Origin of the sequence: Staphylococcus sp. AS1337 (assembly GCF_051408735.1) — a bacterium.
Taxonomy (GTDB): domain Bacteria; phylum Bacillota; class Bacilli; order Staphylococcales; family Staphylococcaceae; genus Staphylococcus; species Staphylococcus xylosus_B.
This window is the reverse complement of record NZ_JBOIHZ010000002.1, coordinates 305191-330356: the sequence shown is the minus strand read 5'-3', so window position 1 is coordinate 330356 and position 25166 is coordinate 305191. Positions and strand designations below refer to the sequence as shown.

Genomic DNA, 25166 nt, shown 5'->3' with positions numbered 1-25166 from the left:
CTTTTATCCCTCTTTTTCTAATTGTTTTAACTTTGGTAAGAATCCTGGGAAAGAAACATTAACTGCGTCAAATTGATTAATGGTAATTGCTTCATTAGTTAAAAGTGAGGCAACTGCTAACATCATACCTATACGATGGTCTGTAAAGCTATCTACAGTTGCAGTTTGTTCTAAAGCTGATGGATGAATAATCATACCATCATTAGTTGGTTGTAACATAAAACCAAGTAAATTTAACATATTAGCAGTTGTATCAATTCTATTAGTTTCTTTTACTTTTAATTCTTCAGCTTCTTTAACCACACTTGTACCATTAGCTTGTGTGCAAAGCAAAGCAACGATAGGAATTTCATCTATTGCTCTAGGCACTAAGTCACCATCAATATGAATGGGCTTCATGTCAGGAGAGTATTGCACTCGTATGGATGCAGTTGGTTCTGGTCCATCAGTTTGATGGAATAAAGTAATATTCCCTTCCATTTGTGTCACGATATCAATAATACCTGAACGAGTTGGGTTAATGCCAACATTGTGTATTGTAATATCACTTCCAGGTGTTATCAAGCCAGCTACAATAAAATACGCAGCTGAAGATATATCGCCTGGAACGTGAAAATCTACAGGTCTGATATGGTCAATGCCATGGGCAGGCATATCTATCAATTTGTCTTTTGTAGAAACAGGGATGTGATATTGTTGGAACATCGTTTCGGTATGGTTTCTAGAAGTATCAAATTCCTTAATTGTCGTTGGCTCTTCAGCGAATAAACTTGCGAATAGTATTGCGCTTTTAACTTGTGCACTGGCAACTTCCATTTCATATGCAATACCTTTGATTTTAGCAGGTTTGATAATTAAAGGTGTATAGTTATTATCGATGCCTGTAATATTGGCTTGCATTAATTTTAAAGGTTTCATAATTCTGTCCATTGGTCGTTTGCCTATTGATTCATCACCAGAAAGAACAGTTTCTATACCTAGACCGCTTAATAAACCAGCAACTAAACGTGTGGTCGTACCTGAATTGCCAGTATATAAAACTTGATGGGGTGTTTTAAAATGCTTAAATCCTGGTGAATCAATCTCTATTTTATCTTCAGATACTTTAATGTCAGCACCTAATAACTTAAATATTTCAACAGTACGTAAACAATCTTCACCAAGTAATGGTTTATATATTGTTGATTTTCCTGAGGCTAGAGAACCGAGCATAATAGCTCTATGTGTCATAGATTTATCTCCAGGTACTTCGATTTCACCGACTAACGGTCCGTTAATGTCTATTGTTTTACTGTTTGCCAAATCAGTCACCTACTTATTAAAATATGATTTAAATTCTGCGAAAGCTTTAGAAAGTGTTTTGTAATCAACGTGTCTCACAATTGGGTCTCCAATATCTTTTAGGAGTACCATTTGCATACCCTGTTCATCATTTTTTTTGTCGTTTAGCATTAATTTATATAAAGATTCAAATTCTAAATCATTAACAATATCTAACGGATAGTTTAAATCCCTTAGATAATTTACATAATGTGCAATATTAAATGATTTATTTAGCATTATATTCGTAACTATAAATTGAAAAACGATACCTATCATAACAGCGTGTCCGTGTGGAATTTTAAATTTATATTCAACGGCATGACCAAATGTATGGCCTAAGTTAAGAAATTTACGGACGTTTGATTCCTTCTCATCTGCTACAATAATATTCAATTTTGTTTGAACACCTTTGTATAAATAATATTCAATTTCATCAAGTGATTTAAGCGCTTGTTCATCTGAGTACTGTGCCTCGATATGATTTACCGATTCAATATCATTTAACAAAGCGTGTTTATAAACTTCTGCGTATCCACTTAAAATTTCTGAATATGGTAATGTACTTAAAAAGTTCAAATCATAAATGACTGCTTTAGGTCTATAAAAAGCACCAATAAGGTTTTTACCGTGTTTAGAATTAATTCCAACCTTACCACCTACACTCGAATCATGAGCTAAGATGGTAGTTGGTATTTGAATGAAATCGACACCTCTTAATAAAGTAGCGGCAAGGAAACCAGTGAAGTCACCAGTGGCACCTCCTCCGATAGCAATTAAACAAGTATTTCTTGTTAGTTGTTTACTCAACAACGATTCAATCGTTTCTTCGTAAAAAGATAGCGTCTTCGTTGTTTCGCCAGAAGGTACGATAAGTTTATGAGCTTCATATTCACTAGCGATGAAGTCAGTGATATGACTCCATTCGTTTTCAACTTTTTGATCAATGACAAGAACAATATCTTGATAATTTTTAATATAATCATGTAATTGATCGAGGGCATGATGTTCAATAATAATTGGATAGTTATTAGATTTATAAGTGGTTTCTAATTTCATGTAATCACCTAATTATTTCATAAATTTTAATTTATTGATTAGTATTCAATATTTAATAAGCGACGTTCCTTGATTTGCGATTGTAATTGCTCAATATGATTACATTGGAACTCTTCAAGTAATGCTTTTGCTAATTCAAAAGCCACTACGTTTTCAACAACAACACTTGCAGCAGGTACAGCGCAGCTATCAGAGCGCTCAATTGACGCTTTGAATGATTCTTTTGTATTGATATCTACAGAGTTTAAAGGTTTATAAAGTGTAGGGATTGGTTTCATTACACCGTTAACTACGATAGGCATACCATTAGACATACCACCTTCAAAACCACCTAAGTGATTTGAACCTCTATAATAACCATTTGTCGTATCATATAATATTTCGTCTTGTATTTCGCTACCTGGCTTCTCTGCAGCTTTGAAACCTTCACCAAAACTTACACCTTTAAAAGCGTTGATACTCACTACACCCTGAGCAATTCTGCCATCAAGTTTGCGATCGTAATGTACATAACTACCTATTCCAACAGGTACGCCTTCAATTATAGTTTGAACTACTCCACCAATTGTATCGCCAGCTTTTTTAGCTGCATCAATTTTATCGCGCATAGCTTGTGCAATTTCATCATTAACGACGCGCACATCATTTTTATCAATATTTGATTTAATTGTATCGATATCATATTCAATATCATCTTTAATGCCACCGATTTCTACTACTCTACTATAAAAATTAATATCTAATTGTTTGAGTAATATTTTAGAAACTGCACCAACAGCAACTCGTGCAGCTGTTTCTCTTGCTGAAGAACGTTCTAAAACATTTCTTAAATCTCTGTGGTTATATTTCATGCCACCGATTAAATCTGCGTGTCCTGGACGAGGTTTAGTGATTACACGCTTCATATTGTCTTGGTCTTCTTCGCTGATTGGATCTGCACCCATAATTTTTTTCCAATGAGTAAAGTCATCATTAGTAACTATAAGCGTAATAGGACTTCCTAAAGTATAACCATTTCTCACGCCAGATACGATTTCAACAGCATCTTTTTCAATTTGCATACGTCTTCCACGGCCGTAACCGCCTTGTCTTTTAAACATTTCTTCGTTAATGTCAGCAACATTGATTTCTAAATTTGCTGGAACACCTTCAATAATTACAGTTAACTGTGGTCCGTGTGACTCACCAGAAGTTAAATATCTCATACTTTACCCACTCCGTTCTTTAGTACTTTAAATTGATATATGTTCTATATCTTATCATATTCAATTGTTCAAATTAACAGAAAAATTCACAAATGATAAATCTTCTTAAATTTTTACGGTTAGAATGTTATTTTTCAGTGTAACATTTAAACATTTTTATTAATATTGAATTTTACTTTTTTATGGTTGTAACACCATAATTTTAAATGATTCGTCATACATAAAGCTATAAAATAATATAAAACTTCACTATATTTTTTATTTTCAAAGACTCTAGGGGAGAATTAAAAATTTTAAACAACTTTATTGTCTATTGTATTTATTTAACAGAACATTGTAATACAACCTTATAAAATATAAAAAACGATGATTTTTACAGGTATAAAGTAAAAATCATCGTTTATTTATTGCTTAAGACAATTTAGTCTCAAATTTTGTTCTATAAGTATTTAAATTATTCATATAACCATGCTTCACGTGCTTCTGTATAATCACTTAATTCTTCTGCTTTAAACCAAAGGTTAATTTCTTTATTAGCTGACTCTACTGAATCTGAACCATGAATGATATTTCTACCTACTGTTAAACCTAAGTCTCCACGAATTGTGCCTGGAGTTGCATCAGACGGATTTGTTTTGCCGATGATGTGACGGGCAACGTTTACAGCGTCTTCCCCTTCAACAACCATTGCAAATACTGGTGCTGATGTAATAAAGCTAATTAAATGTTTATAGAAAGGTTTATCTGTATGTTCTGCATAATGTTCCTCAGCAAGTGCTTGTGGCACAGTCATTAACTTACCACCTACAAGTTTTAGTCCTTTTCTTTCAATACGAGAAATAATTTCTCCTACTAGATTTCTTTGCACCGCATCTGGTTTAATCATTAAAAATGTTCTTTCCATTGTGTGTTTATCCCCCTGTTTGTTATGTATCAATGTCCTTTAATTTTTCAACAATATATAAAATTGTATATGTATCAAAATAAAAGTATGTTTTGAAGCACATTAATATATTAACAGGTAATTAAAGCGCTTTCAATGGTTTTCACACAAGTTACACATTTCTTTTTCCAACTTTTTTAATTAGTTTCTTAAATAATGGTTTTGAATCTTCATTTTCTAATTGATCAATTAAGTAAAGTGCCTTATCCAAATACTTGTCGCTGATTGCCTGAGACTGCTGTACGACATCAGAAGTCTTCACATGATTAATACAGTATTCGAACGTTTCTTGATTACTATTTACGTTTAATTGTTGTATAATTCCTTTGAATTCTTCATTTTTTCTCATCTCTAACAGCACCGGAAGCGTTAGGTGGCCGTTCATTAAATCACTACCAACTGGTTTACCTAATTTTTTTTCAGTGCTCGTGAAATCTAAGATATCGTCGACAATTTGAAAACTCATACCAATATAGTGGCCTATCATTTTTAAATTGCGAATTGTTTTAGCGTCTGCTCCCGAAGCAATTGCGCCCACTTCAGTAGATAATTGAATAAGTAATGCTGTTTTACGATTAATTCTCCGTAAATAGTTGGTGATTGTTTGATTACCATTGAATTGGTCTTGGAATTGATATAACTCGCCCATACAAACTTCTACAATTGCACTAGAAATGACGTTATGTACACGACTATCTTCGATGTTAGATATGTGCTCAAGTCCGCGAGCTAATAAGAAGTTTCCTGTGAGTATAGCTGTATTCTGATCCCATTTTTTAGCTATAGTTAAGCTACCCCTTCGTTTATCACTTTTATCTATAACATCATCGTGTACCAGCGTTGCCATATGAATAAGTTCAAGTGCTACGGCAACACGATAGACTTCGTCGTTTCTTTCTCTACCAAATTGGCTGCTTAAGATTACAAAGGCGGGTCTAACGCGTTTGCCGCCAGATGAAAATAAATGATATGATGCTGATTCAAGAATCTTGTCATTACTTTTTATAGACTGCTCTAATTGTTTTTCAATTTTTTTTATTTCGCTGTTCATGTTTAACTTTGCCACGCTAATCACCTTTGGTTGATTCATTTTATTTATAGCCAAGGTGCATTGCTGCAACGCCACCTGTAAAGCTACGGACTTTTATGTTGCTGAAACCAGCTTGTGTAAACAAACGTTTCAATTTTTCTTTATCTGGAAAATCGAATGTAGATTGTTGTAACCATTCGTATTCGTCTTTGGATTTCGCAAATATTTTACCAAATATTGGCATTACAAATTTAAAATAAAGTTTATAGCATTGTTTGAAAACAGGTGTCGTTGGTTGGCTAGTTTCTAAACAAACAACCATTCCACCAGGTTTTAAAACGCGGTTTAGTTCTTTTAAAGTTGCTAAATAATCAGGAACATTTCTTAAACCAAATCCAATAGTAACGTAATCAAACTCGTTGTCTTCAAATGGTAAATTCATTGCATCGCCATGTACAAGCTTTAAATTATGCATGTCTGAGGTCTTGCTTTTACCGACTTCAAGCATGTTTTCGCTAAAATCAACACCAATTACTTCGCCAGCTGGCCCTACTGCTTTGCTTAATGAGATAGTCCAATCAGCAGTACCACAACATACATCTAGTGCTTTACTTCCAGCTTTAACGTTCATTTCTTTCATAACACGTTTTCTCCATGTCTTGTGTTGTTCAAAGCTAATGATATTGTTGAGTCGATCATATTTACCAGAAATGTTTTGAAAAACATTGTGTACTTGTTCTTTTTTTGCTTTATTATCTGCCATGTTAATTACCTCTTTTTGAATGTATTTCAGCTTTTAATTTATCTATAAAACCATCTAGTTTTTCTTTAGAAAATTCGCCTAAGTAAGAAGGATGATGTTCAGCTAAACTCGCTATCATTTTGTCATTGATAAAATTAATATTAACTTCAGGGACATATCTTTTAATTGTAATAAACGGGAAAGTATTTTCAACTTTTAAAATATAGTCACTAATGTCGTTGTTATCAATTGCGACATGATGAATTGAAGATTTCATTTCATTTACTTCAACAATTGCTGTACTAATTTCTTTTTGATAAATTGGATCATTGAGTTTTGCTAATAATGTATAAAAATGAGCGCTTAATAAGTCGCCAATTAAAATAGATTTCTTAGACGATAACGTAGTTGAAACTTCGTCTAGATGACGCATCGCAGTATCTATTGTGAGGCAAGCTAATTTAGCTTCTTGAGGTATATCATAAGAATCAAGTATTTCTGCTAATCCTTGATTGATATAAATTGGTTCATAATGATTTACACTGCTGAGTCGCTGTGCAATTTGAGTTTCTAATATGCTAAATGTCGTTTCCATGTTCACACCTCACGTTATTATCCATATACATATTAACATTATATAGAGAAAAATAAAATCAACGTAAATCAAAGTAAAGGATATTTATGTAATATATATTAAAAATACTCATGTATTTGTGTAATCGAGTAATAGTTATATGTAAATTTGTTTAATAAACTCATTAATTTTCAGTAGTTGTTTTACTACATTTATTTAAAATCGCTACTTCGAATGATATCACAATTATAAAGTTAAAAGATATATGATTTAAAGCTTTATAAAAAATTCTCTATAAAAAAAGAAAAAGCCCCTTGAAAAGGGCTTTACTTTGAGTAAAGAATTATTTTACTGCGTCTTTTAAAGCTTTACCAGCTTTAAATGCTGGAACTTTGCTTGCAGGGATATCAATTTCTTTACCAGTTTGAGGGTTACGGCCTTTACGAGCAGCGCGTTCGCGTACTTCGAAGTTACCGAATCCAATTAATTGTACTTTTTCACCTTTAGAAAGTGATGATTGAATTGATTCGAATACTGCATCTACAGCTAAGCCAGCTTCTTTTTTAGTTAAGTCAGCTTGTTCTGCAACAGCATTGATTAAATCTGTCTTGTTCATTATGAATTCACCTCCCCTAGGGTTAATAATGATAACTTAATATCATTATGCTATGACTTTAACACAACGATTACTGCTACTGCAATGATTTATGCGTAAAAAACGTTGAAATAATAGGATTTTGACAGTTAATTGATATAAATTAACTAAAAAGTGTAATAATACCTCGCTATTCTGCTTTCTTTCCACGTCCCATCAAGTCTTTAACGCTTTCATCCACTGGTCTATTTTCAAACAATACACTATAAAGTGCGGCAGTGATTGGCATATCTACATCGACCTCTTTAGCTAAGTGATAAACAGATTTTGTTGTATATATACCTTCAACGACCATGTTCATTTCATTTAAAGCTATGTCTAATGATTTACCTTCACCTAATTTATAACCAAGTGTATAGTTTCTAGAATGGGTTGAGGTACAAGTTACAATTAAGTCTCCTATGCCTCCTAGGCCTAGAAATGTGATTGGGTCTGCACCTAGTTTTTCACCTAAGCGGCTAATTTCAGCTAAACCTCTAGTCATAAGCGCTGCTTTAGCATTATCACCGAATCCCATTCCTGATATAACACCACTAGCTACTGCAATAATATTTTTTAATGCACCACCTAGTTCAACACCTACTAAGTCATCATTTGTATATACACGTAAATAATCATTCATGAAAAGGTCTTGTGTTAGTTGACTGACTTCTGGAGTTTTAGATGAAGCTGCTACAGTAGTTGGTTGTTTTATTACAACTTCTTCAGCATGGCTTGGTCCTGAAAGCACACCTATACCTGCATTATGCTCTGGTGAAATTGAATCTTCCAACATTTCAGAAACACGCTTATATGTTTCATTTTCAATACCTTTAGCTACGTGAATAAAGGTCTTTTTAGAGGTTAATAGTGAATCGATTGATTTCGCTACTTCTCTCATTGCTTTTGTCGGTAACGCCATTAAATAGACATCTGAGAATGATACAGCGCTATTAATATCTAATGTTGCTTCTATTGTGTTATTAAGTTGTGCTTTTTTTAAGTATTTGCTATTAATGTGTTGTGAATTAATCTCATTGATTGTTTGCTCATTTTTCCCCCACATTAAAACTTGGTGTCCGTTTTCTGCTAAGACATTTGCTAATGCCGTACCAAAACTTCCCGTACCAAAGACAGTTACTTTAGACATGGAATCCCCCCGGTATTTAATTTCTTTTCCTTGCTATAATGTGTACTGGTGTACCTTCAAAGCCGAATGCAGCTCTAATTTGATTTTCTAAATAACGTTTGTATGAAAAATGCAATAGCTCAACATCATTTACAAATACGATAAATGTCGGCGGTTCAATAGCAACTTGTGTAGCATAGAATACGTTTAAACGTCGACCTTTATCTGTAGGTGTAGGATTCATGGAAATTGCATCCGTAATCACTTCATTTAGTGTTGAACTTTGAACACGTTTTTTATGATTCTCACTAGCTTCTTTAATATATGGGAATAATGTTCTGAGACGTTGCTTCTCTTTTGCGGAAACAAACGCAACCTCTGCATAATCTAAAAATTGGAATTCTTTACGAACTTCATCTTTAAATTTTTTCATAGTATTAGTTTCTTTGTCTACTGTATCCCATTTATTCACGACAATTACAATTGCTTTACCTTCTTCGTGTGCATAGCCAGCAACACGCTTGTCTTGTTCGATGATACCTTGATCCGCATCAATAACGATTAAAATTACATTAGAGCGTTCAATGGCTTTTAAAGCACGTAGCACTGAATATTTCTCTGTATTTTCATAGACTTTACCTTTTTTACGCATTCCAGCAGTATCTATCAACACATAATCTTGATCATCATAGCTATATTCGGTATCAACAGCATCTCTAGTAGTGCCAGCTACGTTTGATACGATTACACGATCTTCGCCAAGTATTGCATTTACTAAACTTGATTTACCAACGTTTGGACGTCCAATGATTGATAAGCGTATTGTATCATCGTCATATGGGTCTGGTTCTTCCTCTTTAAAATGCTTAACAACTTCGTCTAATAAATCTCCCAAACCTAGTCCATGGGAACCAGAAATTGGATACGGGTCCCCGAAACCAAGTGAGTAGAAATCATAAATTTCATTTCTCATTTCTGGATTATCAACTTTGTTAACTGCTAGTACTACCGGTTTTTTTGATTTATATAACATTTGAGCAACCATTTCATCACTTTGAGTTAGGCCTTCTCTTACGTTTACCATAAAGATAATTACATCGGCTTCATCGATGGCAACTTCAGCTTGTGCTCTAATTTGTGTTTGGAACGGGGCATCCCCAATTTCAATACCACCAGTATCAATAATGTTAAAATCGTGAGTTAACCATTCACCTGATGAATAAATTCTATCGCGAGTCACACCGGGTGTATCTTCTACGATTGAAACGCGTTCACCTACGACTCTGTTAAAAATTGTAGATTTGCCTACATTTGGCCTGCCTACAATTGCTACTATAGGTTTAGTCATAAACTAACTTCCTCTCTTCTTTAATCTCTATAATTCTATCATAAGGGGTAATGAAATCAAAAGAAATATTAAATCAATATTTTTGTTATAGAATAATCATACAAATTTTGAATAACAAAAAAGAAATCTTGCCCTAACATATACTAGGACAAGATTTAAAGTTGCTATTACTTACATTGTTAAAATTTGAAGTCTTTTAATTTATCTCCAAATACATCACCAAGCGTTGGATTATCTTCATCTTCTGAATTATTATTTAAATAAGATTGGGTAGTTTCCCTATCGCTTTCAATGACATTTTCATCTGGTAATGTTGCTTTTATTGATAATGAAATACGTTCGTTTTCTGGGTCCACACTTAGTACTTTTACACTCACTTTTTCGCCTGGTTGTAATACCTCGCCAGGTGTGCCGATGTGTGAGTGACTAATTTCTGAAATATGAACTAATCCTTGTACCCCAGGTTGAATCTCTACGAAAGCACCAAAGTTAGTCAATCTAACAACAGTTCCTTCTATAACTTCGCCTTCATTGATTTCACCTTTAATTGCTTCAAAAGGACTTGGTAATGTATCTTTGATAGACAGTGAAATACGTTCAGAATCTTTGTCTACTGATTTGATTTTAACTTTCACGCTATCTCCAATAGCTACAATATCTTCAGGTGATTTAACATGTTCGTGTGATAATTCCGAAACGTGTACAAGACCGTCCACGCCTCCAATATCAACAAAAGCACCGAAATTAGTTAAACGCGCTACTTTACCTTCGATAACGTCACCTTCGTTAAGTGACTCCAGTAATTTATCTTTTTTCTCTGCGTTTTCTAGTGCCTCTACTGCTTTTCGACTAAGAATGACACGATTATTTGCAGGATCTAATTCTTCAACTTTAAGTTTTAAAATTTGTCCTTCAAAACCAGAGAAATCTTCAATGAAATCTGTAGAAATTAATGAGGCTGGTACAAATCCTCTTTGGCCAACATCTACAACTAAACCACCTTTAACTACTTCTGTGACTTTAGCTTCGATAGTTTGGTTATTATCTAACTGTTCTTGTAAAAATTCATATGATTTTTCAGTTTCTAGTTGGCGTTTTGAAAGGATATATGCACCCGTTTCATTTTCTTCGTCATATTCTACTTTCGTAACATATGCACCGATTTCATCACCAACTTTTACTGCATCACTTGGGTTGTCAATATGATGCGTTGAAAGTTGACTAATAGGGATGATGCCATTAAATTTACCGCCATTGACATGGATGATTACTTGTTTCTCTTCAATTTCTTGAACTTCACCAGTAACCTTATCCCCTTCTTTAATCTCGTTAATCATTGATTCGTTGAACTCTTCAGTCATCTTGTCTGCCTCCTTATTACACTACATAATTATAACATCTTATAAACTGACAGAATTGTCAAGAAATTCCCCTTTATTCGAGAAAATCAATTTTAAATTGTTAATGTTTTGTAAAACAGGTTTTTTTGATCTAACAAAAAGAACAAAAACATTACCTAAACTTTACATTTTTATATAGTATATTAATTCTGATTAGTATAATAATACACGTGTATTATATACCCACTTTTTTCAGTGTATAACCTTTTTACACTATATGAAAATATTCATATTAAATTTGAGGCATCTATGGTTAATCTAATGATTTTACTAAAGTTAATATTTCTGATGTTACAGTTTCTATGCTCTTACCAGTTGTGTCTACAGTAATTGCATCGTCAGCCTTCATTAAAGGAGAAATTTCACGGTTCATATCATAATGATCTCTGTCTGCAATCTCCTTTTTTAATTGCTCTATATTTGATTCAATACCTCTTTCTTCATTATCTTTCTGTCTACGTAACGCACGTTCTTCCACTGAAGCTACCATATAGACTTTTAAATCAGCATTTGGTAATACGACAGTTCCGATGTCTCTACCGTCCATAACAATACCCTTTTTAGCTGCTAATTCTTGTTGTTTTTTTACTGCAAATGTACGAACGGGTTCTTTTGAAGCCACATATGATACATGACTAGTTACATTATTTTCTCTTAAGTAGTCAGTGACATCTTGATTATCTAAAATGACTCTTTGGCCTTTAACTTCATCATATGTGAGTGATAATTCTGTCGTATCGATTAATTCATTAAAGTCTTCAGTTTTATTTTGTTGTAAGTATTTATAAGTAATTGCACGATACATTGCACCAGTATCTACATAGATCATAGATAATTCACCAGCAACAAGCTTAGCAATTGTACTTTTTCCTGCTGCTGCAGGTCCGTCAAGTGCGATATTTAATAATTTCATTTTAGTAACCCTTCCTTGTTGTTTTATGAATAATATTTTATCATAAATATGTACTTTATAAATAGGAGGAATGCCCGCATGAAAAAAGTTCTTGTTATTCATACCGGTGGCACCATTAGCATGTCACAAGATGAAGCTAATAAAGTAGTTACAAATACAGATAACCCTATATCTAATCACAAGGAAGTAATAGAAAGATATGCTGATGTAACTGAAATTACACCATTTAATGTTCCCTCACCACATATGGACATTAAATATGTTGAAAAATTAAAAGAATTAATTGAAAATGCAGCTCAAAATGAAAGCTATGATGCATTTGTTATCACACATGGTACAGATACATTGGAAGAAACTGCATACTTGCTAGATTTAACAATGGCTATTTCTAAACCTATAGCAATTACAGGTGCAATGCGTTCCTCAAATGAAATTGGCTCGGATGGTTTGTATAATTTCATATCAGCTATTAGAGTTGCAACAAGTGATGAAGCTATAGATATGGGTGTTATGGTTGTCTTCAATGATGAGATACATACTGCTCGCAATGTAACAAAAACACATACTTCTAATACAAATACATTTCAAAGTCCAAACCATGGACCTTTAGGTGTAGTAACTAAAAACAGTGTTCAATTTCATCATAAACCTTTTGAGCATCTAATCCTTGATGAAATAGATAACAATTTAAACATTCCTTTAGTTAAGGCTTATATGGGAATGAACAGTGATGTCTTGACTTTTTATAGCCAAAACAATGTAGATGGTATTATTATTGAAGGACTTGGTCAAGGTAATTTACCGCCAACTAGTTTGGAAGGTTTGGATGATTGTTTACGTAAACATATACCAATAGTTCTAGTTTCTAGGTCATTCAATGGTATTGTTGGGCCAATTTACGCTTATGAAGGTGGCGGCGCAACTTTAGCCGAGCAAGGTGTTATTTTCTCAAATGGTTTAAATGGCCCTAAAGCGCGTTTAAAACTTCTTGTAGGGTTAAGTAATCAATTGTCATCAGAACAGTTGAAACAATATTTTGAATCACAGTTATAATGAAAATATATGTAAATAAAAAGCACAACCATTTATAACCTAGTATAAGTGGTTGTGATTTTTGATTTTGATTATTAAAGAATAATTATAAATACTTGCTAAGAATGTGATTAAAACATTATCATTTTAAGATTCAAGTGGAGTTTGTTTTTTAGATAAAATACTTTGAGTTATAATACCACCATGATATTTACCATTCTCAATAAATATTGTGTTTGCATCATTACCTGCAGCAATAACACCTGCGATATAACAATTTTCTACATTTGTCTCATATGTTTCTTTATTATAGATTGGTGCGGTGCCATATTCATTCTCGTTAATTTCAATGCCTATAGATTGTAAAAATTCATAATCTGGGTGGTATCCTATCATCGCGAAAACATAGTCATTAGCTATTTCAAATGTTTGCCCATTTTGTTCATAAATAACACTATCTTCTGTTATTTTAGTCACATTTGATTCAAACGCCATATTAATTTTTTCGTGACGGACGAGAGATTCAAAATTCGGTAATATCCAAGGTTTAATCGCTTTAGGATAATCGCTACCTCGATAAATTACTGTAACGTTTGCACCTGCTTTTTCTAATTCTAATGCCGCATCAACAGCAGAATTTTTACCGCCAATAATCACTACATTTTGATCAAAATAAGGATGCGCTTCTTTAAAGTAATGCATAACTTTAGGAAGTTCAGCCCCTTCAACTTCAAGTTGATTATGATGTCCGTAATAACCTGTAGCTACAGTAAGAAATCTACATTGATATACGTCTTTAGTAGTTGTTATTGTAAAACGGTTATTTATTTTTTTTACTGTGAGGACTTCTTCAAAAGCATTAATACGAAGTTGGTGATGTTTTACAACAGCTCTATAGTAAACCAACGCTTGATTACGATGTGGTTTACTTTCTTCCACTATAAACGGAACGTCCCCTATACTTAATTTATCACTTGAAGAAAAAAACGTTTGATGTGTTGGGTAATTATAAATTGCATCTACAACGTTCCCTTTTTCTATAACTAATGTATCTATACCTTTTCTTTTTTGTTCAATAGCAGCGCTAAGTCCACAAGGGCCGCCACCTATAATTATACTTTCAACTGTTTGCATTCTTCCTTCGTCCTCCTTTTACCACCCATATATTATACCAATAGTTTTAAAAAAACCAAATGAAAGAAATTGAAAATTTTATTACAAAATTGTTTGTGTCTATAAATATATTGAGAAAATAAAAAAGATCTCACTATAAATACAAACTCATAGTGAGATCTTTTTTATGAATGGATTATTGCTAGAATCCATTTTGAATTATGAATTAAATACTTATTTTCTTTATTGAGGAATAACTAAACGTTGCCCATTATGGATGTCATTACCTTGTAAGTTATTCGCCTCTCTAATTTTTTCTACATTTTCTGGAGAACCTTCGCCGTAATATTGGATGGCAATTCTATAAAGATTTTGGCCATTTACAACATGTGTTTGTTGTCCAGAATTATTAGTTGTAGCTTGGTCATTCTGTTGGTTATTATTTGATGAACTTTGAGATTGTTCAGTTGAACCATTTTGTGTATTGGCTTGATCATTTTGTTCTGATTGACTATCTTGTTGATTTTGTTGTGATTGATCGCTTTGATTAGCTTGATCTTGATTATTTTGATTTTGATCACTATTTGCTTGGTCTTGAGAGTCAGAATCTGATTGGTCTGAATCGCTATTAGCACCATCTGAAGCATTACTGTTGTCATCTGAGTCAGAAGAAGCATTACTGTTGTCATCTGAGTCAGAAGAAGCATTTTTGTCATCATCTTTGTTAGCTTTATCGTCATTTGATTTTTTATCTTTGTCAGAGTCTTTATCAGCATCTTTATCTTTATTATCAGCGACTTTTTTATCATCGTTGTTGTTACTATCGTCGTTGTTTCCAGTTAGTGCCATACCGGCGAATATAGCAATAGCAGCTAAGATTAAGATAGCAGCAAGAATAGGTAGTAATTTACCTAATAAACCACCTTTTTTCTTCTTGTTGTCGTCATCGTCATTATTGTTATTACCACCATTACTGCCGTTACCGTTACCACCATTACCACCGCTTGATTTTGAATGGCTAGCAGCAGCACCAGTTCCAGCAGCTGCCGCTCCACCTGCTACAGCAGCACCTTTTTTCTTGTTACTGCTTTTCGCGTTATTTTGTTGATCCTTGTTGTCGTTTTTGTCATTTTTTTCATTTTCTGATGTATCATCATCATGACTAGCGTTTTTATCATTTTCACCTTTATGTTTACCCGCTGCATATGCACCAGCTCCAGCAGCCGCGGCTCCACCGGCTACAGCAGCGCCTTTTTTCTTAGAGCCACTTTTAGAGTCATCTTGCTGTGATTCGTTTTGGTCTTGATTTGATTGGTTATCTGGTTGATTTTCATCAACATCTTGTTCATCTGCATGATGTTGATTGTCATTTTTTGACTCGTCTTGATTTGCATCTGAATTATCTTTATCCTTATGTTTACTAGCAGCATAAGCGCCAGCACCAGTAGCTGCCGCTCCGCCTGCTACAGCAGCGCCTTTTTTCTTAGAACTGTTATCGTCCTCTAAACCATCATTGTCTTCGCTGTACTTATGATCATTAGCATTTGTTTTATCATTAGTAGGCTCATGACTTAAATTGTTATTTTGCGAAGGATCATCAGTATTGCGTTCTGATGTTAAGTCAGATGTTGAATTGTCTTCGTTGTACTGTTCACTATCAAATGCTTCATCCTCGCTATGTTCTTGTTGATCTGTTTGATTAGTCTGTTCATCTTCACCTTGATTTGTAGCAGTATCTCTTCTACGTTGTCTTCGTTGAGCATTTCTTGGAGGGAATTGTTCGTCTGTTTTATCAGAAACTTCCTCTTTCACATTGTCAACTGAATTGTTAACTGAATCCTTTGCATTATCTTGATGTTCTTTTGGATCAATGGATTGACGATTTTTTTCAAAATCATCTTTAAAATTGTTTTTAGACAAAGTCATCATCCTTCCTTTTTTATTTAAGTATATACTGTTTTACCCTAACAGAACGTAAATATGTATAATTTTTTAAGAAAAAATACTGTTAAATAAGCGTATATGTCGTATTATAGCTTGATTGAAAATATGAAGTAAAGTAATTGTCTATTTTTTAAACAAATTTTGTATTTTTTCATTAAATTCCATTTTTCTTTTTACTTTTTTTCTATTTATTCTATTTATTAAATTTAATTCACAATCATTATCGCAACATAATTTTGGCTTTTCTATCAAAATTTCATCAAAAAATTCAACTAAATAAGATCTTCTGCATTGATCAAGATTTTTATAACCTAGCATACGTATATAACCTAATTTTTTACGTTTATAAGCCATATCAAAGATATTGCGTAATTGTTCAAAAGTATACTGTGTACTGAGTACATCAAGTATGTCTGACTTTTCAGGTGGTAGAAATTGAGATAATTCATACGCATTTACATCCTCAATGTTAATTATGTCTGTAAATAATAAAGTCTCTAAAAGAAAGCTATCATCGGGTTGATAAAGACTTATTGCTTGGCTTTGATTACCGTCACGGCCTGCTCTGCCTATTTCTTGCATATAACTAGATGGACTTGTAGATAAATGGAAATGAATAATTGTTCTAATATCTTTTTTGTTAATACCCATTCCAAAAGCACTTGTAGCAACGATAATAGGTATTTCATTATTAATAAATTGATGTTGTACTGTATGTCTTTCTTGGTATGACAGATCACCATGGTAAATGCCAGTTAAAAAACCATAGTTATAAATACTTTGAGCTAATGATAGACACATTTTTTTAGATGATACATAAATAATTGTCGGTCCTGATTGCTCTAATGTAGGTAAAAGCCAGTTTAATTTTTCATCATCATCAGCAAAATTTTTATGTGCTAGTGAAATGTTATCTCTATTCATACTATTTTTTATGACTGAAAATGATTTACTTAATATTTGCTCTAAATCAAAAGTTAAATAAGACGGTGCTGTTGCAGTCAATGCTAATACGGTGGCTCCATTGAAATGATTTACGATTTTACCTACAAGTGCATAGTGCGGCCTAAAATCATACCCCCACTCTGATAAGCAGTGTGCTTCATCTAAGACAATCATACCGATATTTAAACTTTTAATTAATTTGAAATTGTGTTTTTGTAATATAAACTCTGGGCTTAAAAAAATAAATTTACTTTGCTTTAAGTAGTTAATGTTTTGTTGCTTTTCATTTTCATCCATGCCTGAATGTATACAGCACACATTTTTTTCTCCTTGTAACTTGAGTTGCATAACTTGGTCATCCATCAGTGAAATTAACGGAGAGATAACTAAAGTTGGCTTTTGTTTTATGTAGGTTGGTAATTGGTAACATAGGCTTTTACCACTACCAGTAGGTAAGATTCCTAAGGTATCAATATTATTAAGTACATTATTAATAATTTCCTCTTGGCCAGGCTTAAATGACTCAAATCCAAACCATTTTTTCAAGTCATCATGTAACATTTAGTTCACCTCTTTCGACACCAACAATAATTAATTTAATTTCAAAGTAACTGAGTTCAGAGAAATTGTCCTTATAGCTACGCAGTCTTTCACTGCGATTAGCTATATAATAAGTCATAAATGGTTTGTATTCTACATGATTTAAATAACTATCGTAATCGGTTAAGTATCCTTTGATAAATAATTCTAAAATATGATCATCGATTGTATTAGGTTTAACATTTTGCTGGGCAGCAAGTTGTTTGAAGTTTAATCCATTTTGTATTCCTAAATAAGTTTTTTCGGTTTTGTTTAATAATGTTGGAAGAATAATCAAGCTATGTAATAATGGATACTTTTCTTCATTCTCTATTTCATACATTAAAGTTACTAAATCCCTCATTTCTAATTCAAAAAGCATTTCCTGCGATATTGCTTCTATTAAACTAACTTGTTGTCTTGTATACATACTTTCTTCGAAACCTTGCAAATAATAATGAATGTATATGTCATTATTATGGTTAGTTAAAGATTGAAAAAGTGATGTGAGTTCTGTTATAAACGATTTTTCTAATTGTTCGTCAGAAATTTTTTTATATAAGTGTTTAACCTTTTGATGAACTGTTCTATGTTGTGTAATAGGTACAAATTGATAATTGTCATGTTGGATATTAGACAACGTTTGTGTTAATAATTGTAGCGCATTGAAAGTGTTTAATAAGCTGTCATATGTATGCCGTGGATGGCTAATGATATTTTGAATTTGTTGTTCGTTGATGTTAGAATTACTAGAATATTGTTCGAATAAAGGATATTTTAGTTTAGGCATACTATGATACAATGATAAGAGTTGTTGACTACAGGCATCAAAAAAGGTTTGATGCGATTTTTTACCTGTGATAATATTAAATATACTTTTTTCGGTTTTGTAATTATGTGACTTCGTGTATGCAAAAAGAATTAAATTATACATGGATGCTCCCTCACTTTTATAAATCGAAAACATTTGAAAAAATGATAAACAGTGATTACAATAATATTTGTGTAATTATTGTAGCATTTTTGTCAAAGGAGGCGAAGAAATTGGCTAAATATACAATTGTTGATATGGACACATGCATAGCATGTGGCGCTTGCGGTGCCGCTGCCCCTGATATATATGACTATGATGACGAAGGTATCGCTTATGTAATACTAGATGATAACCAAGGTACTGCAGAGGTACCAGAAGAATTATATGAAGATATGGAAGATGCAATAGACGGATGCCCTACTGATTCTATTAAAATTGAAGAAGAATCATTTGATGGTGATGCGTTAAAATTTGAATAGAAATGCATTATATTTAAGTGTAAACAAGTGGCTACCTACTATTCCAATTGCATCATTTAACGACTTAGATGTAATTGAATTTAAATCCGGGACATAAATAACTGTCTCGGATTTTTTGTATCCAGTTATTCTATAAAGTTGTATTACTCCAATGAATTCATATTGTAAAAATGATTGGATTCTGGCTACTCACTTTTGAATTATTTACAATTCCACCTATAAATTCACCAAAGGAACCTTAATATTTATATTTGAAATAAAAACGCCCTTCATTTCTCACTTGTTCAGTGGTACTTCGAAAGGCGTTTATCATTTCAGATAAAAAGTTATATTACAATTTTAACGTGGTAAAACGTTTTTTAATCGGTTATATAAAAGAATAAAGACAATTGAGATGACGACACCTTTAATAATATTAAAAGGTATAACGCCTGATACAATAACTATTTTAATATTTTCTACTACATCAGATAGATTCATAATCATGCCATATAAAGGTAATAAAATAAAGTAGTTTAGTATACTTAGAACAATTGTCATAACTAACGTAGCCACACTAAGTCCTATAATTTGAGACTTGAGGGCACCTTTATGTTTAGTGATGAAATAAGCTGTTAATAAAAAGCTTGATGCCGCTAAAAAGTTAGCTACAGGACCTACTGGATCACCAACGTTGAATAGAAAATTGAGTAAGTTTTTAATAAATTCTACAATAAGTCCGGCAACAGGACCTAGCGTGAATGTCGCTAACAAAGCTGGTACATCACCAAAATCTAAAGTTAAATATGGTGGTAAAAATGGTATCGGAAACTTTATAAACATTAAAATAAATGCTACTGCACTCAACATACTAATAGTGATGAGGCGTTTTGTTTGTTGTTGCATATTAAATTATCTCCTTCCATTCATCTTTTTAGAATAGGAGGATATAATTTCACAACAAATAAACCCTCCATCTTCTCCCATCCAGACTATACTGTCGGCTCTAGATTCACACTAGATCAGCCATTAATCTATTAATCAGAAAAATGGGTCGCAGGCTTAAATTACTGCCGGTTGGGAATTGCACCCTACCCCGAAGATGAATTTCTTAAATTTTATAAATTTATCATAGCTTATTGCTCAGGTAAAAACAATAGACTTGCTTAAAATATATTAACGATGTAAATAAAATGGTTGAAACTGGTATAAAAATTGCCAACAAAGTATTTAACTTTGCCGGCAGTTTTTAAGCTATATATAGATAAATAAATTGCATATAAAAATATACAGAATATATGATTATTATTTCAAATTACAATTCTTATTTGTAATCATTGTTAATTGTTTATTGATCTAGCGACGATACTTAACTATTGTCGTCTTCAATTTCTGGTTTAGGTAAGGAAATGATAAAAGTAGTCCCTTTCCCTAGTTTGCTTTTTACATCAATAGTACCACCATGAGAATCAATAATCATACGACATATAAATAATCCTAACCCAGTTCCTTGTTTGCCACGCTTACGTGCAGTATCTACTTTGTAAAAGCGATCAAAAACTTGTTGTAAATGTTCGGGTGCGATACCAGAACCGGTGTCGGATATATATAGTATTTGTTCTGAATTAGTTTCCCTTACGTCTATGTTGAGTGTATCTCCAGGTTCAGTATATCTAGATGCATTATCTATTAAATTAGTTAACACTTGTTCAATTCTGTCCGAATCAAAATACCATAAACGTTTTTGTGTATCTGGATTTAAACGCATATTTAATTCTAAATCTTTAGCATGCTTTTGATATTTTTGTTGCATTTTGTTGAGTAATGGATCAATTGGTTGTATAACTTTATCTACAGTTAAACCTTCAGCATCCATTCGCGCTACATTTAATAATTCATTGACCAACCTATTCAATCTTTTAGTTTCATCTAAAACGATAGATAATGATTCATGAATTTCATCAGGCTCAGTTACGATACCATCAACAATAGATTCAGTGTATCCTTGTAATAAGGATATAGGCGTACGTAATTCGTGAGAGACATTTGCAATGAAATCTTTTTTCATTTGATCCATATTATGCTCGTTTGTCATATCACGAATTATGGCTACGATACCACTTCTACCATCAGGCTGTATTTGCTCTATATAGCTAGTAATAATTACAAAATAACGTGTATTGATTTCATAAACTTCAAATTGCGTTTTTTTGCTACTAAATGTAAGCTCATTTTGTTCATCTAATTTCTCTAACGCATATTCATCTAACATTTGTAAAATTGTATTGGCTAATTTATTAGAGATAATAATTTCTTTTTTGTCATTAAATCCTAAAACGCCTTCAACCATGGAGTTAATTAGACTATCACGAATATTTTTAGAGGATGACAATGCGTCAATATGCTGTTGAATTTCAGAACTCATTGTATTAAATGTACGTGATAATTCACCAATTTCATCTTTAGAGTTAACTGGTACAACTTGAGCATAATCACCTTTGGAAACTTTTAGTGCTTGCGTTCTTAGATTACGTAGTGGCTTTGTTATACGTGACGATAAGAAGAATGCAAATACGGTTGTTATTGCTAAAAAGATGATAGCAATGATTAAGATAATTACTGTAATAACATTATTGGTTTCTTCTATTGTCTTTAAGTCTTGATAGATAAACACGCCACTATATTTACTATTCGGACTATTTGCTGCTTCAATATTTTTCGTTGGATAACCAATTAATACATATGTTCGTTGTTTATCATTAAAGTTGACCGTTACATGTTCTGAAATTTGTTTGCCATTATCAAAGACGCGATCATAATCTTTGTTATTTTTAATTTCTTTGAACATTTCATTTTTTGTAACATCATTGTCGTGGTTATCTTTATGCTTATTATTCATTATGATTAGACCAACAGGGCCTTCAATTAATTTACGACTATGTTCGATAGCAGTAGCTCTATCGTCAGAACTTTCAACAAGTTGGCTTATCCTTTTGGCGTCTTTTAATAAAGAATCTTCTGTTTCTTGAGTGAAATAAGACTGTATAAACGTTATAAGAGCTGCACTTAATAGAATTAAAACTGTAGTTACTATAAATATTATAGTTAACCACAGTTTTACAACTACACTATTAAGTAGGTTCATTATTTGATTTGACTTCAAATTTATATCCTACACCCCATACAGTTTGTATCATATGAGCAGCATCTTCTGATACTCGATTTAACTTTTCTCTTAAACGTTTAACGTGCGTGTCTACTGTACGCAAGTCGCCATAGAACTCATAATGCCAGACTTCTTTTAATAATTGTTCTCTATCAAATACTTTATTTGGTGTTTTGGCTAAGAAGATTAATAGCTCATATTCTTTAGGTGTCAAGTTCACTTGATTGCCATCAGCTAACACTCTGTGTGCATCATTATCTATAACTAAGTGATCAAATTCAATTAAATCTCTTGCATGCGGTTCACTTTGTTCAGCAGATGCAACTTGAGTACGTCTTAATAATGCTTTGACACGTAACACAACCTCACGTGGTGAAAATGGTTTAACGATATAATCATCAGCACCAGACTCAAAACCTTCTACTCTGTTTGTTTCTTCACCTTTAGCAGTTAACATAATAATTGGCGTTTCTTTATGTTCTCTTAATCGAGATGCTACTGTGATTCCATCCATTTCTGGTAGCATTAAATCTAATAAGATACAAGCATAATCATGTTCTACAGCCATTTTATATGCTTCATTACCATCACTTGCTTCGTGTATTTCAAAAGATTCTCTTTCAAGATATAACTTTAACAATCTTCTGATTCTATCTTCATCGTCTACGATAAGTATTTCGTTTGACATGCATATATACCTCCCACACTGCTACTTTCATATTCAACAATATTATATCATAGGTTGGTCTTTAAAAGTGACTGTGACTTAAAGTTTGTGAAAAAATTCTCATAAGCATAGATGAAGAGAAATTACTATCTATTTACCGTGCTCTGCAAGGTGACGAATTGTTTTAACTTCATGGGGCGTTAAAACTCTGCCCTCACCCGCATTCAATCCTTTTAAGTCTAATGGTCCGAATTCAATTCGTTGAAGTTTAGAAACTTGGTGTCCGAAGTGTTCAAACATACGACGAACTTGACGATTGCGACCTTCTGTAATTGTAATTTCAACAAGTGTATTATTTTTATCTTTATCTTGATTTTTCACTTTAACGATTGCTGGTTGTGTGACGCCGTCTTCTAATTTTATGCCTTGTTCTAATGCTTTAACTTCTTCTCTCATTAGGTACCCTTTTAATTTAACAACATACTTTTTCTTTATTTTATAGCTAGGATGCGTCATTAAATTTGTGAATTCTCCATCGTTTGTTAATAAAAGTAAGCCCGAAGTATCGTAGTCTAAACGGCCAACAGGATAGATTCTAGTTTTAATTTCTTTGAAGTAATCAGTTACGACTTTTCTGCCTCTATCATCAGATACACTTGTAATTACTTGTGCTGGTTTATAAAACAAAATGTATAACTTATCTTCTTGTTCTAGTTTAATACCTTCAACCTCTATACTATCTGAATTTTTCACTTTTGTACCTAATTCAGTAACAACCGAACCGTTGACTTTAACCTTACCTTCTGTAATAAGCGTTTCTGCTTTACGGCGTGATGTGTAACCACTATTGGCTATGCGTTTTTGTAATCTTTCTGTCTCTTTATTCATTATTTTCTCCTTTTTGGTTCACTAAATTACTGAAGAATGCTTCTATCTCTTCATCTTCTTCATCTGTCGTAGGTAAATCGTCCAAGTGCTCAATACCAAATACATTTAAAAATAATTCGGTTGTATAGAGTTGTTGACTTCTTGAATCAGCTTGTTCTTTTGCTTCTACAAGTCCTCTAGCAATTAAAGTTTTCACAGCACCATCAGAATTAATACCTCTAATCATTTCTATATCGCTTCGTGATAAAGGTTGATTGTAAGCAATAATGGATAAAGATTCCATTGCCGCTTGTGATAACTTCATTTTTGATTTTTGTTCAATTAATTTCTCGATATATTCTGAAGCTTCTTTTTTAGTTGTTAACACATAAGTTTGTCCAAAGTGTTGAATCATTAAACCATCAGATTGATATGTATTTACAAGTTCTGATAAAGTAGCCTCATCTATTTCTAAAATTTCAAGTAATTGTTTTTTGTCTAGCCCTTCATCACCAGCTGTATATAATAGTGATTCTAAAATTCCTTTAACGTTCAATGCCATAGTTTACCCCTCTTAAAATATTGATATCATCAAAACTTTTGGGTTGTTCAATGTTAACAATACCAGATTTGGACATTTCAAGTATTGCTAGAAAATGTGTTACAACCATTTCTACGGGTTCAGTAAAATTAAACAAACTAAAGAAATTGAAAGACTCATGCTGCTTTAAACGTTCAGAAACTTGTGTTGTAGCTTGTTGAATAGTAAATGTTTCTTTGTGTATATCAACAGTTTTAGGTGTATTAAATTCTACTCTGTTTTTCACTTTCTGATAGGCAATGATTAATTCTGTTAAATCTATTGTGTTTTCTGAATCCCATGTTTCTGTTGATTCTAAATGTGATAAATCGGTTGGATGTTTTGAAAAATAGTAAGCGCGTTCTGATTTTTTTTCATTTAGAATTTCTGTATATTCTTTATAGTTTTGATATTCTATTAAACGACCGACTAAATCATCACGTGGGTCGTCATCTAACGTTTCTTCTTCATTTGTTTGTGGTAATAGCAACTTACTTTTAATCACAAGTAATTCAGAAGCCATTACTAAGTATTCACTTGCAATATTTATTTCTAATTGATTCATTGCATGAATATATTGCATATACTGCTCAGTTAATTCCTTCATAGGAATATCATAAATATCAATTTCAATTTTTTGAATAAGATGCAATAATAAGTCTAGTGGACCATTAAAGGCATCTAACTTTACTTCATACATTTTA

Annotated in this window: 24 protein-coding genes and 1 riboswitch; of the genes, 2 read left to right on the top strand and 22 right to left on the bottom strand. The window is 32.6% G+C overall.

What is annotated here, in order from left to right; translation table 11 throughout:
• Nucleotides 1-3 precede the first annotated feature (3 nt).
• The 12 genes from aroA to cmk form a co-directional block, all read right to left on the bottom strand.
• The gene (gene aroA, locus ACSUE0_RS04325) at nucleotides 4-1302 is read right to left on the bottom strand and encodes a 3-phosphoshikimate 1-carboxyvinyltransferase (RefSeq protein ID WP_119614744.1); all 1299 of its coding nucleotides are present in this window, start codon (nucleotides 1300-1302) and stop codon (nucleotides 4-6) included.
• Nucleotides 1303-1311: 9 nt separating this feature from the next.
• Nucleotides 1312-2379 (bottom strand): 3-dehydroquinate synthase, encoded by a 1068-nt coding sequence (gene aroB, locus ACSUE0_RS04320; protein ID WP_436956238.1) that lies wholly within the window; start codon nucleotides 2377-2379, stop codon nucleotides 1312-1314.
• Nucleotides 2380-2417: 38 nt separating this feature from the next.
• Entirely contained in the window at nucleotides 2418-3584 is a 1167-nt protein-coding gene (aroC, locus tag ACSUE0_RS04315) for a chorismate synthase (RefSeq protein WP_017724511.1), read from the bottom strand.
• Between the two features lie 454 nt (nucleotides 3585-4038).
• Nucleotides 4039-4488 (bottom strand): nucleoside-diphosphate kinase, encoded by a 450-nt coding sequence (gene ndk, locus ACSUE0_RS04310; protein ID WP_119615201.1) that lies wholly within the window; start codon nucleotides 4486-4488, stop codon nucleotides 4039-4041.
• 151 nt (nucleotides 4489-4639) lie between these two features.
• Entirely contained in the window at nucleotides 4640-5593 is a 954-nt protein-coding gene (locus ACSUE0_RS04305; RefSeq protein WP_182475194.1) for a polyprenyl synthetase family protein, read from the bottom strand.
• A 25-nt stretch (nucleotides 5594-5618) separates the two neighbouring features.
• Complete coding sequence (locus ACSUE0_RS04300) at nucleotides 5619-6320, bottom strand: demethylmenaquinone methyltransferase (RefSeq protein ID WP_436956235.1); 702 nt, start codon at nucleotides 6318-6320, stop codon at nucleotides 5619-5621.
• Between the two features lies 1 nt (nucleotide 6321).
• A complete protein-coding gene (locus ACSUE0_RS04295) occupies nucleotides 6322-6894 on the bottom strand; it encodes a heptaprenyl pyrophosphate synthase subunit A (protein ID WP_119615202.1) in 573 nt (190 codons plus the stop codon).
• A gap of 322 nt (nucleotides 6895-7216) precedes the next feature.
• Complete coding sequence (locus tag ACSUE0_RS04290; protein ID WP_002483248.1) at nucleotides 7217-7489, bottom strand: HU family DNA-binding protein; 273 nt, start codon at nucleotides 7487-7489, stop codon at nucleotides 7217-7219.
• 169 nt (nucleotides 7490-7658) lie between these two features.
• A complete protein-coding gene (locus tag ACSUE0_RS04285) occupies nucleotides 7659-8657 on the bottom strand; it encodes an NAD(P)H-dependent glycerol-3-phosphate dehydrogenase (RefSeq protein ID WP_436956233.1) in 999 nt (332 codons plus the stop codon).
• Nucleotides 8658-8673: 16 nt separating this feature from the next.
• Entirely contained in the window at nucleotides 8674-9984 is a 1311-nt protein-coding gene (der, locus tag ACSUE0_RS04280; RefSeq protein WP_017724517.1) for a ribosome biogenesis GTPase Der, read from the bottom strand.
• 179 nt (nucleotides 9985-10163) lie between these two features.
• Nucleotides 10164-11345 (bottom strand): 30S ribosomal protein S1, encoded by a 1182-nt coding sequence (gene rpsA, locus ACSUE0_RS04275; protein ID WP_119614763.1) that lies wholly within the window; start codon nucleotides 11343-11345, stop codon nucleotides 10164-10166.
• A 292-nt stretch (nucleotides 11346-11637) separates the two neighbouring features.
• Nucleotides 11638-12297 (bottom strand): (d)CMP kinase, encoded by a 660-nt coding sequence (gene cmk / locus ACSUE0_RS04270; RefSeq protein WP_119614769.1) that lies wholly within the window; start codon nucleotides 12295-12297, stop codon nucleotides 11638-11640.
• A gap of 78 nt (nucleotides 12298-12375) precedes the next feature.
• Between cmk and ACSUE0_RS04265 the strand changes: the two genes are divergently transcribed.
• Nucleotides 12376-13350, top strand: a complete 975-nt coding sequence (locus ACSUE0_RS04265) for an asparaginase (protein WP_436956231.1) — start codon at nucleotides 12376-12378, stop codon at nucleotides 13348-13350.
• Nucleotides 13351-13476: 126 nt separating this feature from the next.
• On the opposite strand, the gene ypdA is transcribed toward ACSUE0_RS04265, so the two are convergent.
• From ypdA to ACSUE0_RS04245, 4 genes are all read right to left on the bottom strand, one after another.
• The gene (ypdA, locus tag ACSUE0_RS04260) at nucleotides 13477-14463 is read right to left on the bottom strand and encodes a bacillithiol disulfide reductase YpdA (protein ID WP_119614765.1); all 987 of its coding nucleotides are present in this window, start codon (nucleotides 14461-14463) and stop codon (nucleotides 13477-13479) included.
• Between the two features lie 222 nt (nucleotides 14464-14685).
• Entirely contained in the window at nucleotides 14686-16368 is a 1683-nt protein-coding gene (ebpS, locus tag ACSUE0_RS04255) for an elastin-binding protein EbpS (RefSeq protein ID WP_436956228.1), read from the bottom strand.
• A gap of 141 nt (nucleotides 16369-16509) precedes the next feature.
• Nucleotides 16510-17892, bottom strand: a complete 1383-nt coding sequence (locus ACSUE0_RS04250; protein WP_119614767.1) for a RecQ family ATP-dependent DNA helicase — start codon at nucleotides 17890-17892, stop codon at nucleotides 16510-16512.
• Nucleotides 17882-18844 carry a helix-turn-helix domain-containing protein gene (locus ACSUE0_RS04245; RefSeq protein ID WP_436956226.1) on the bottom strand — a complete coding sequence of 321 codons (963 nt, stop codon included), beginning with the start codon at nucleotides 18842-18844 and terminating at the stop codon, nucleotides 17882-17884. Before ACSUE0_RS04245 ends, ACSUE0_RS04250 begins: the two co-directional genes overlap by 11 nt.
• Before the next feature lie 110 nt (nucleotides 18845-18954).
• On the opposite strand from ACSUE0_RS04245, the gene ACSUE0_RS04240 reads away from it, so the two are divergent.
• A complete protein-coding gene (locus tag ACSUE0_RS04240) occupies nucleotides 18955-19203 on the top strand; it encodes a ferredoxin (RefSeq protein ID WP_119614770.1) in 249 nt (82 codons plus the stop codon).
• Nucleotides 19204-19542: 339 nt separating this feature from the next.
• Here ACSUE0_RS04240 and ACSUE0_RS04235 read toward each other — a convergent pair whose 3' ends face one another.
• From ACSUE0_RS04235 to ACSUE0_RS04210, 6 genes are all read right to left on the bottom strand, one after another.
• Nucleotides 19543-20088 carry an ECF transporter S component gene (locus ACSUE0_RS04235; RefSeq protein WP_119613896.1) on the bottom strand — a complete coding sequence of 182 codons (546 nt, stop codon included), beginning with the start codon at nucleotides 20086-20088 and terminating at the stop codon, nucleotides 19543-19545.
• A 65-nt stretch (nucleotides 20089-20153) separates the two neighbouring features.
• Nucleotides 20154-20290: riboswitch (FMN riboswitch) on the bottom strand.
• Nucleotides 20291-20551: 261 nt separating this feature from the next.
• The gene (locus tag ACSUE0_RS04230) at nucleotides 20552-22327 is read right to left on the bottom strand and encodes an ATP-binding protein (protein WP_275540004.1); all 1776 of its coding nucleotides are present in this window, start codon (nucleotides 22325-22327) and stop codon (nucleotides 20552-20554) included.
• Nucleotides 22314-23036 carry a response regulator gene (locus tag ACSUE0_RS04225; RefSeq protein ID WP_017724528.1) on the bottom strand — a complete coding sequence of 241 codons (723 nt, stop codon included), beginning with the start codon at nucleotides 23034-23036 and terminating at the stop codon, nucleotides 22314-22316. The genes ACSUE0_RS04230 and ACSUE0_RS04225 overlap by 14 nt, the downstream gene beginning before the upstream one ends.
• 129 nt (nucleotides 23037-23165) lie before the next feature.
• Nucleotides 23166-23903, bottom strand: coding sequence for a pseudouridine synthase (locus ACSUE0_RS04220; RefSeq protein ID WP_017724529.1), 738 nt, complete (start codon nucleotides 23901-23903; stop codon nucleotides 23166-23168).
• Complete coding sequence (gene scpB, locus ACSUE0_RS04215) at nucleotides 23896-24438, bottom strand: SMC-Scp complex subunit ScpB (RefSeq protein WP_119613897.1); 543 nt, start codon at nucleotides 24436-24438, stop codon at nucleotides 23896-23898. The genes ACSUE0_RS04220 and scpB overlap by 8 nt, the downstream gene beginning before the upstream one ends.
• Complete coding sequence (locus ACSUE0_RS04210) at nucleotides 24428-25162, bottom strand: segregation and condensation protein A (RefSeq protein WP_119613895.1); 735 nt, start codon at nucleotides 25160-25162, stop codon at nucleotides 24428-24430. Before ACSUE0_RS04210 ends, scpB begins: the two co-directional genes overlap by 11 nt.
• Nucleotides 25163-25166 lie beyond the last annotated feature (4 nt).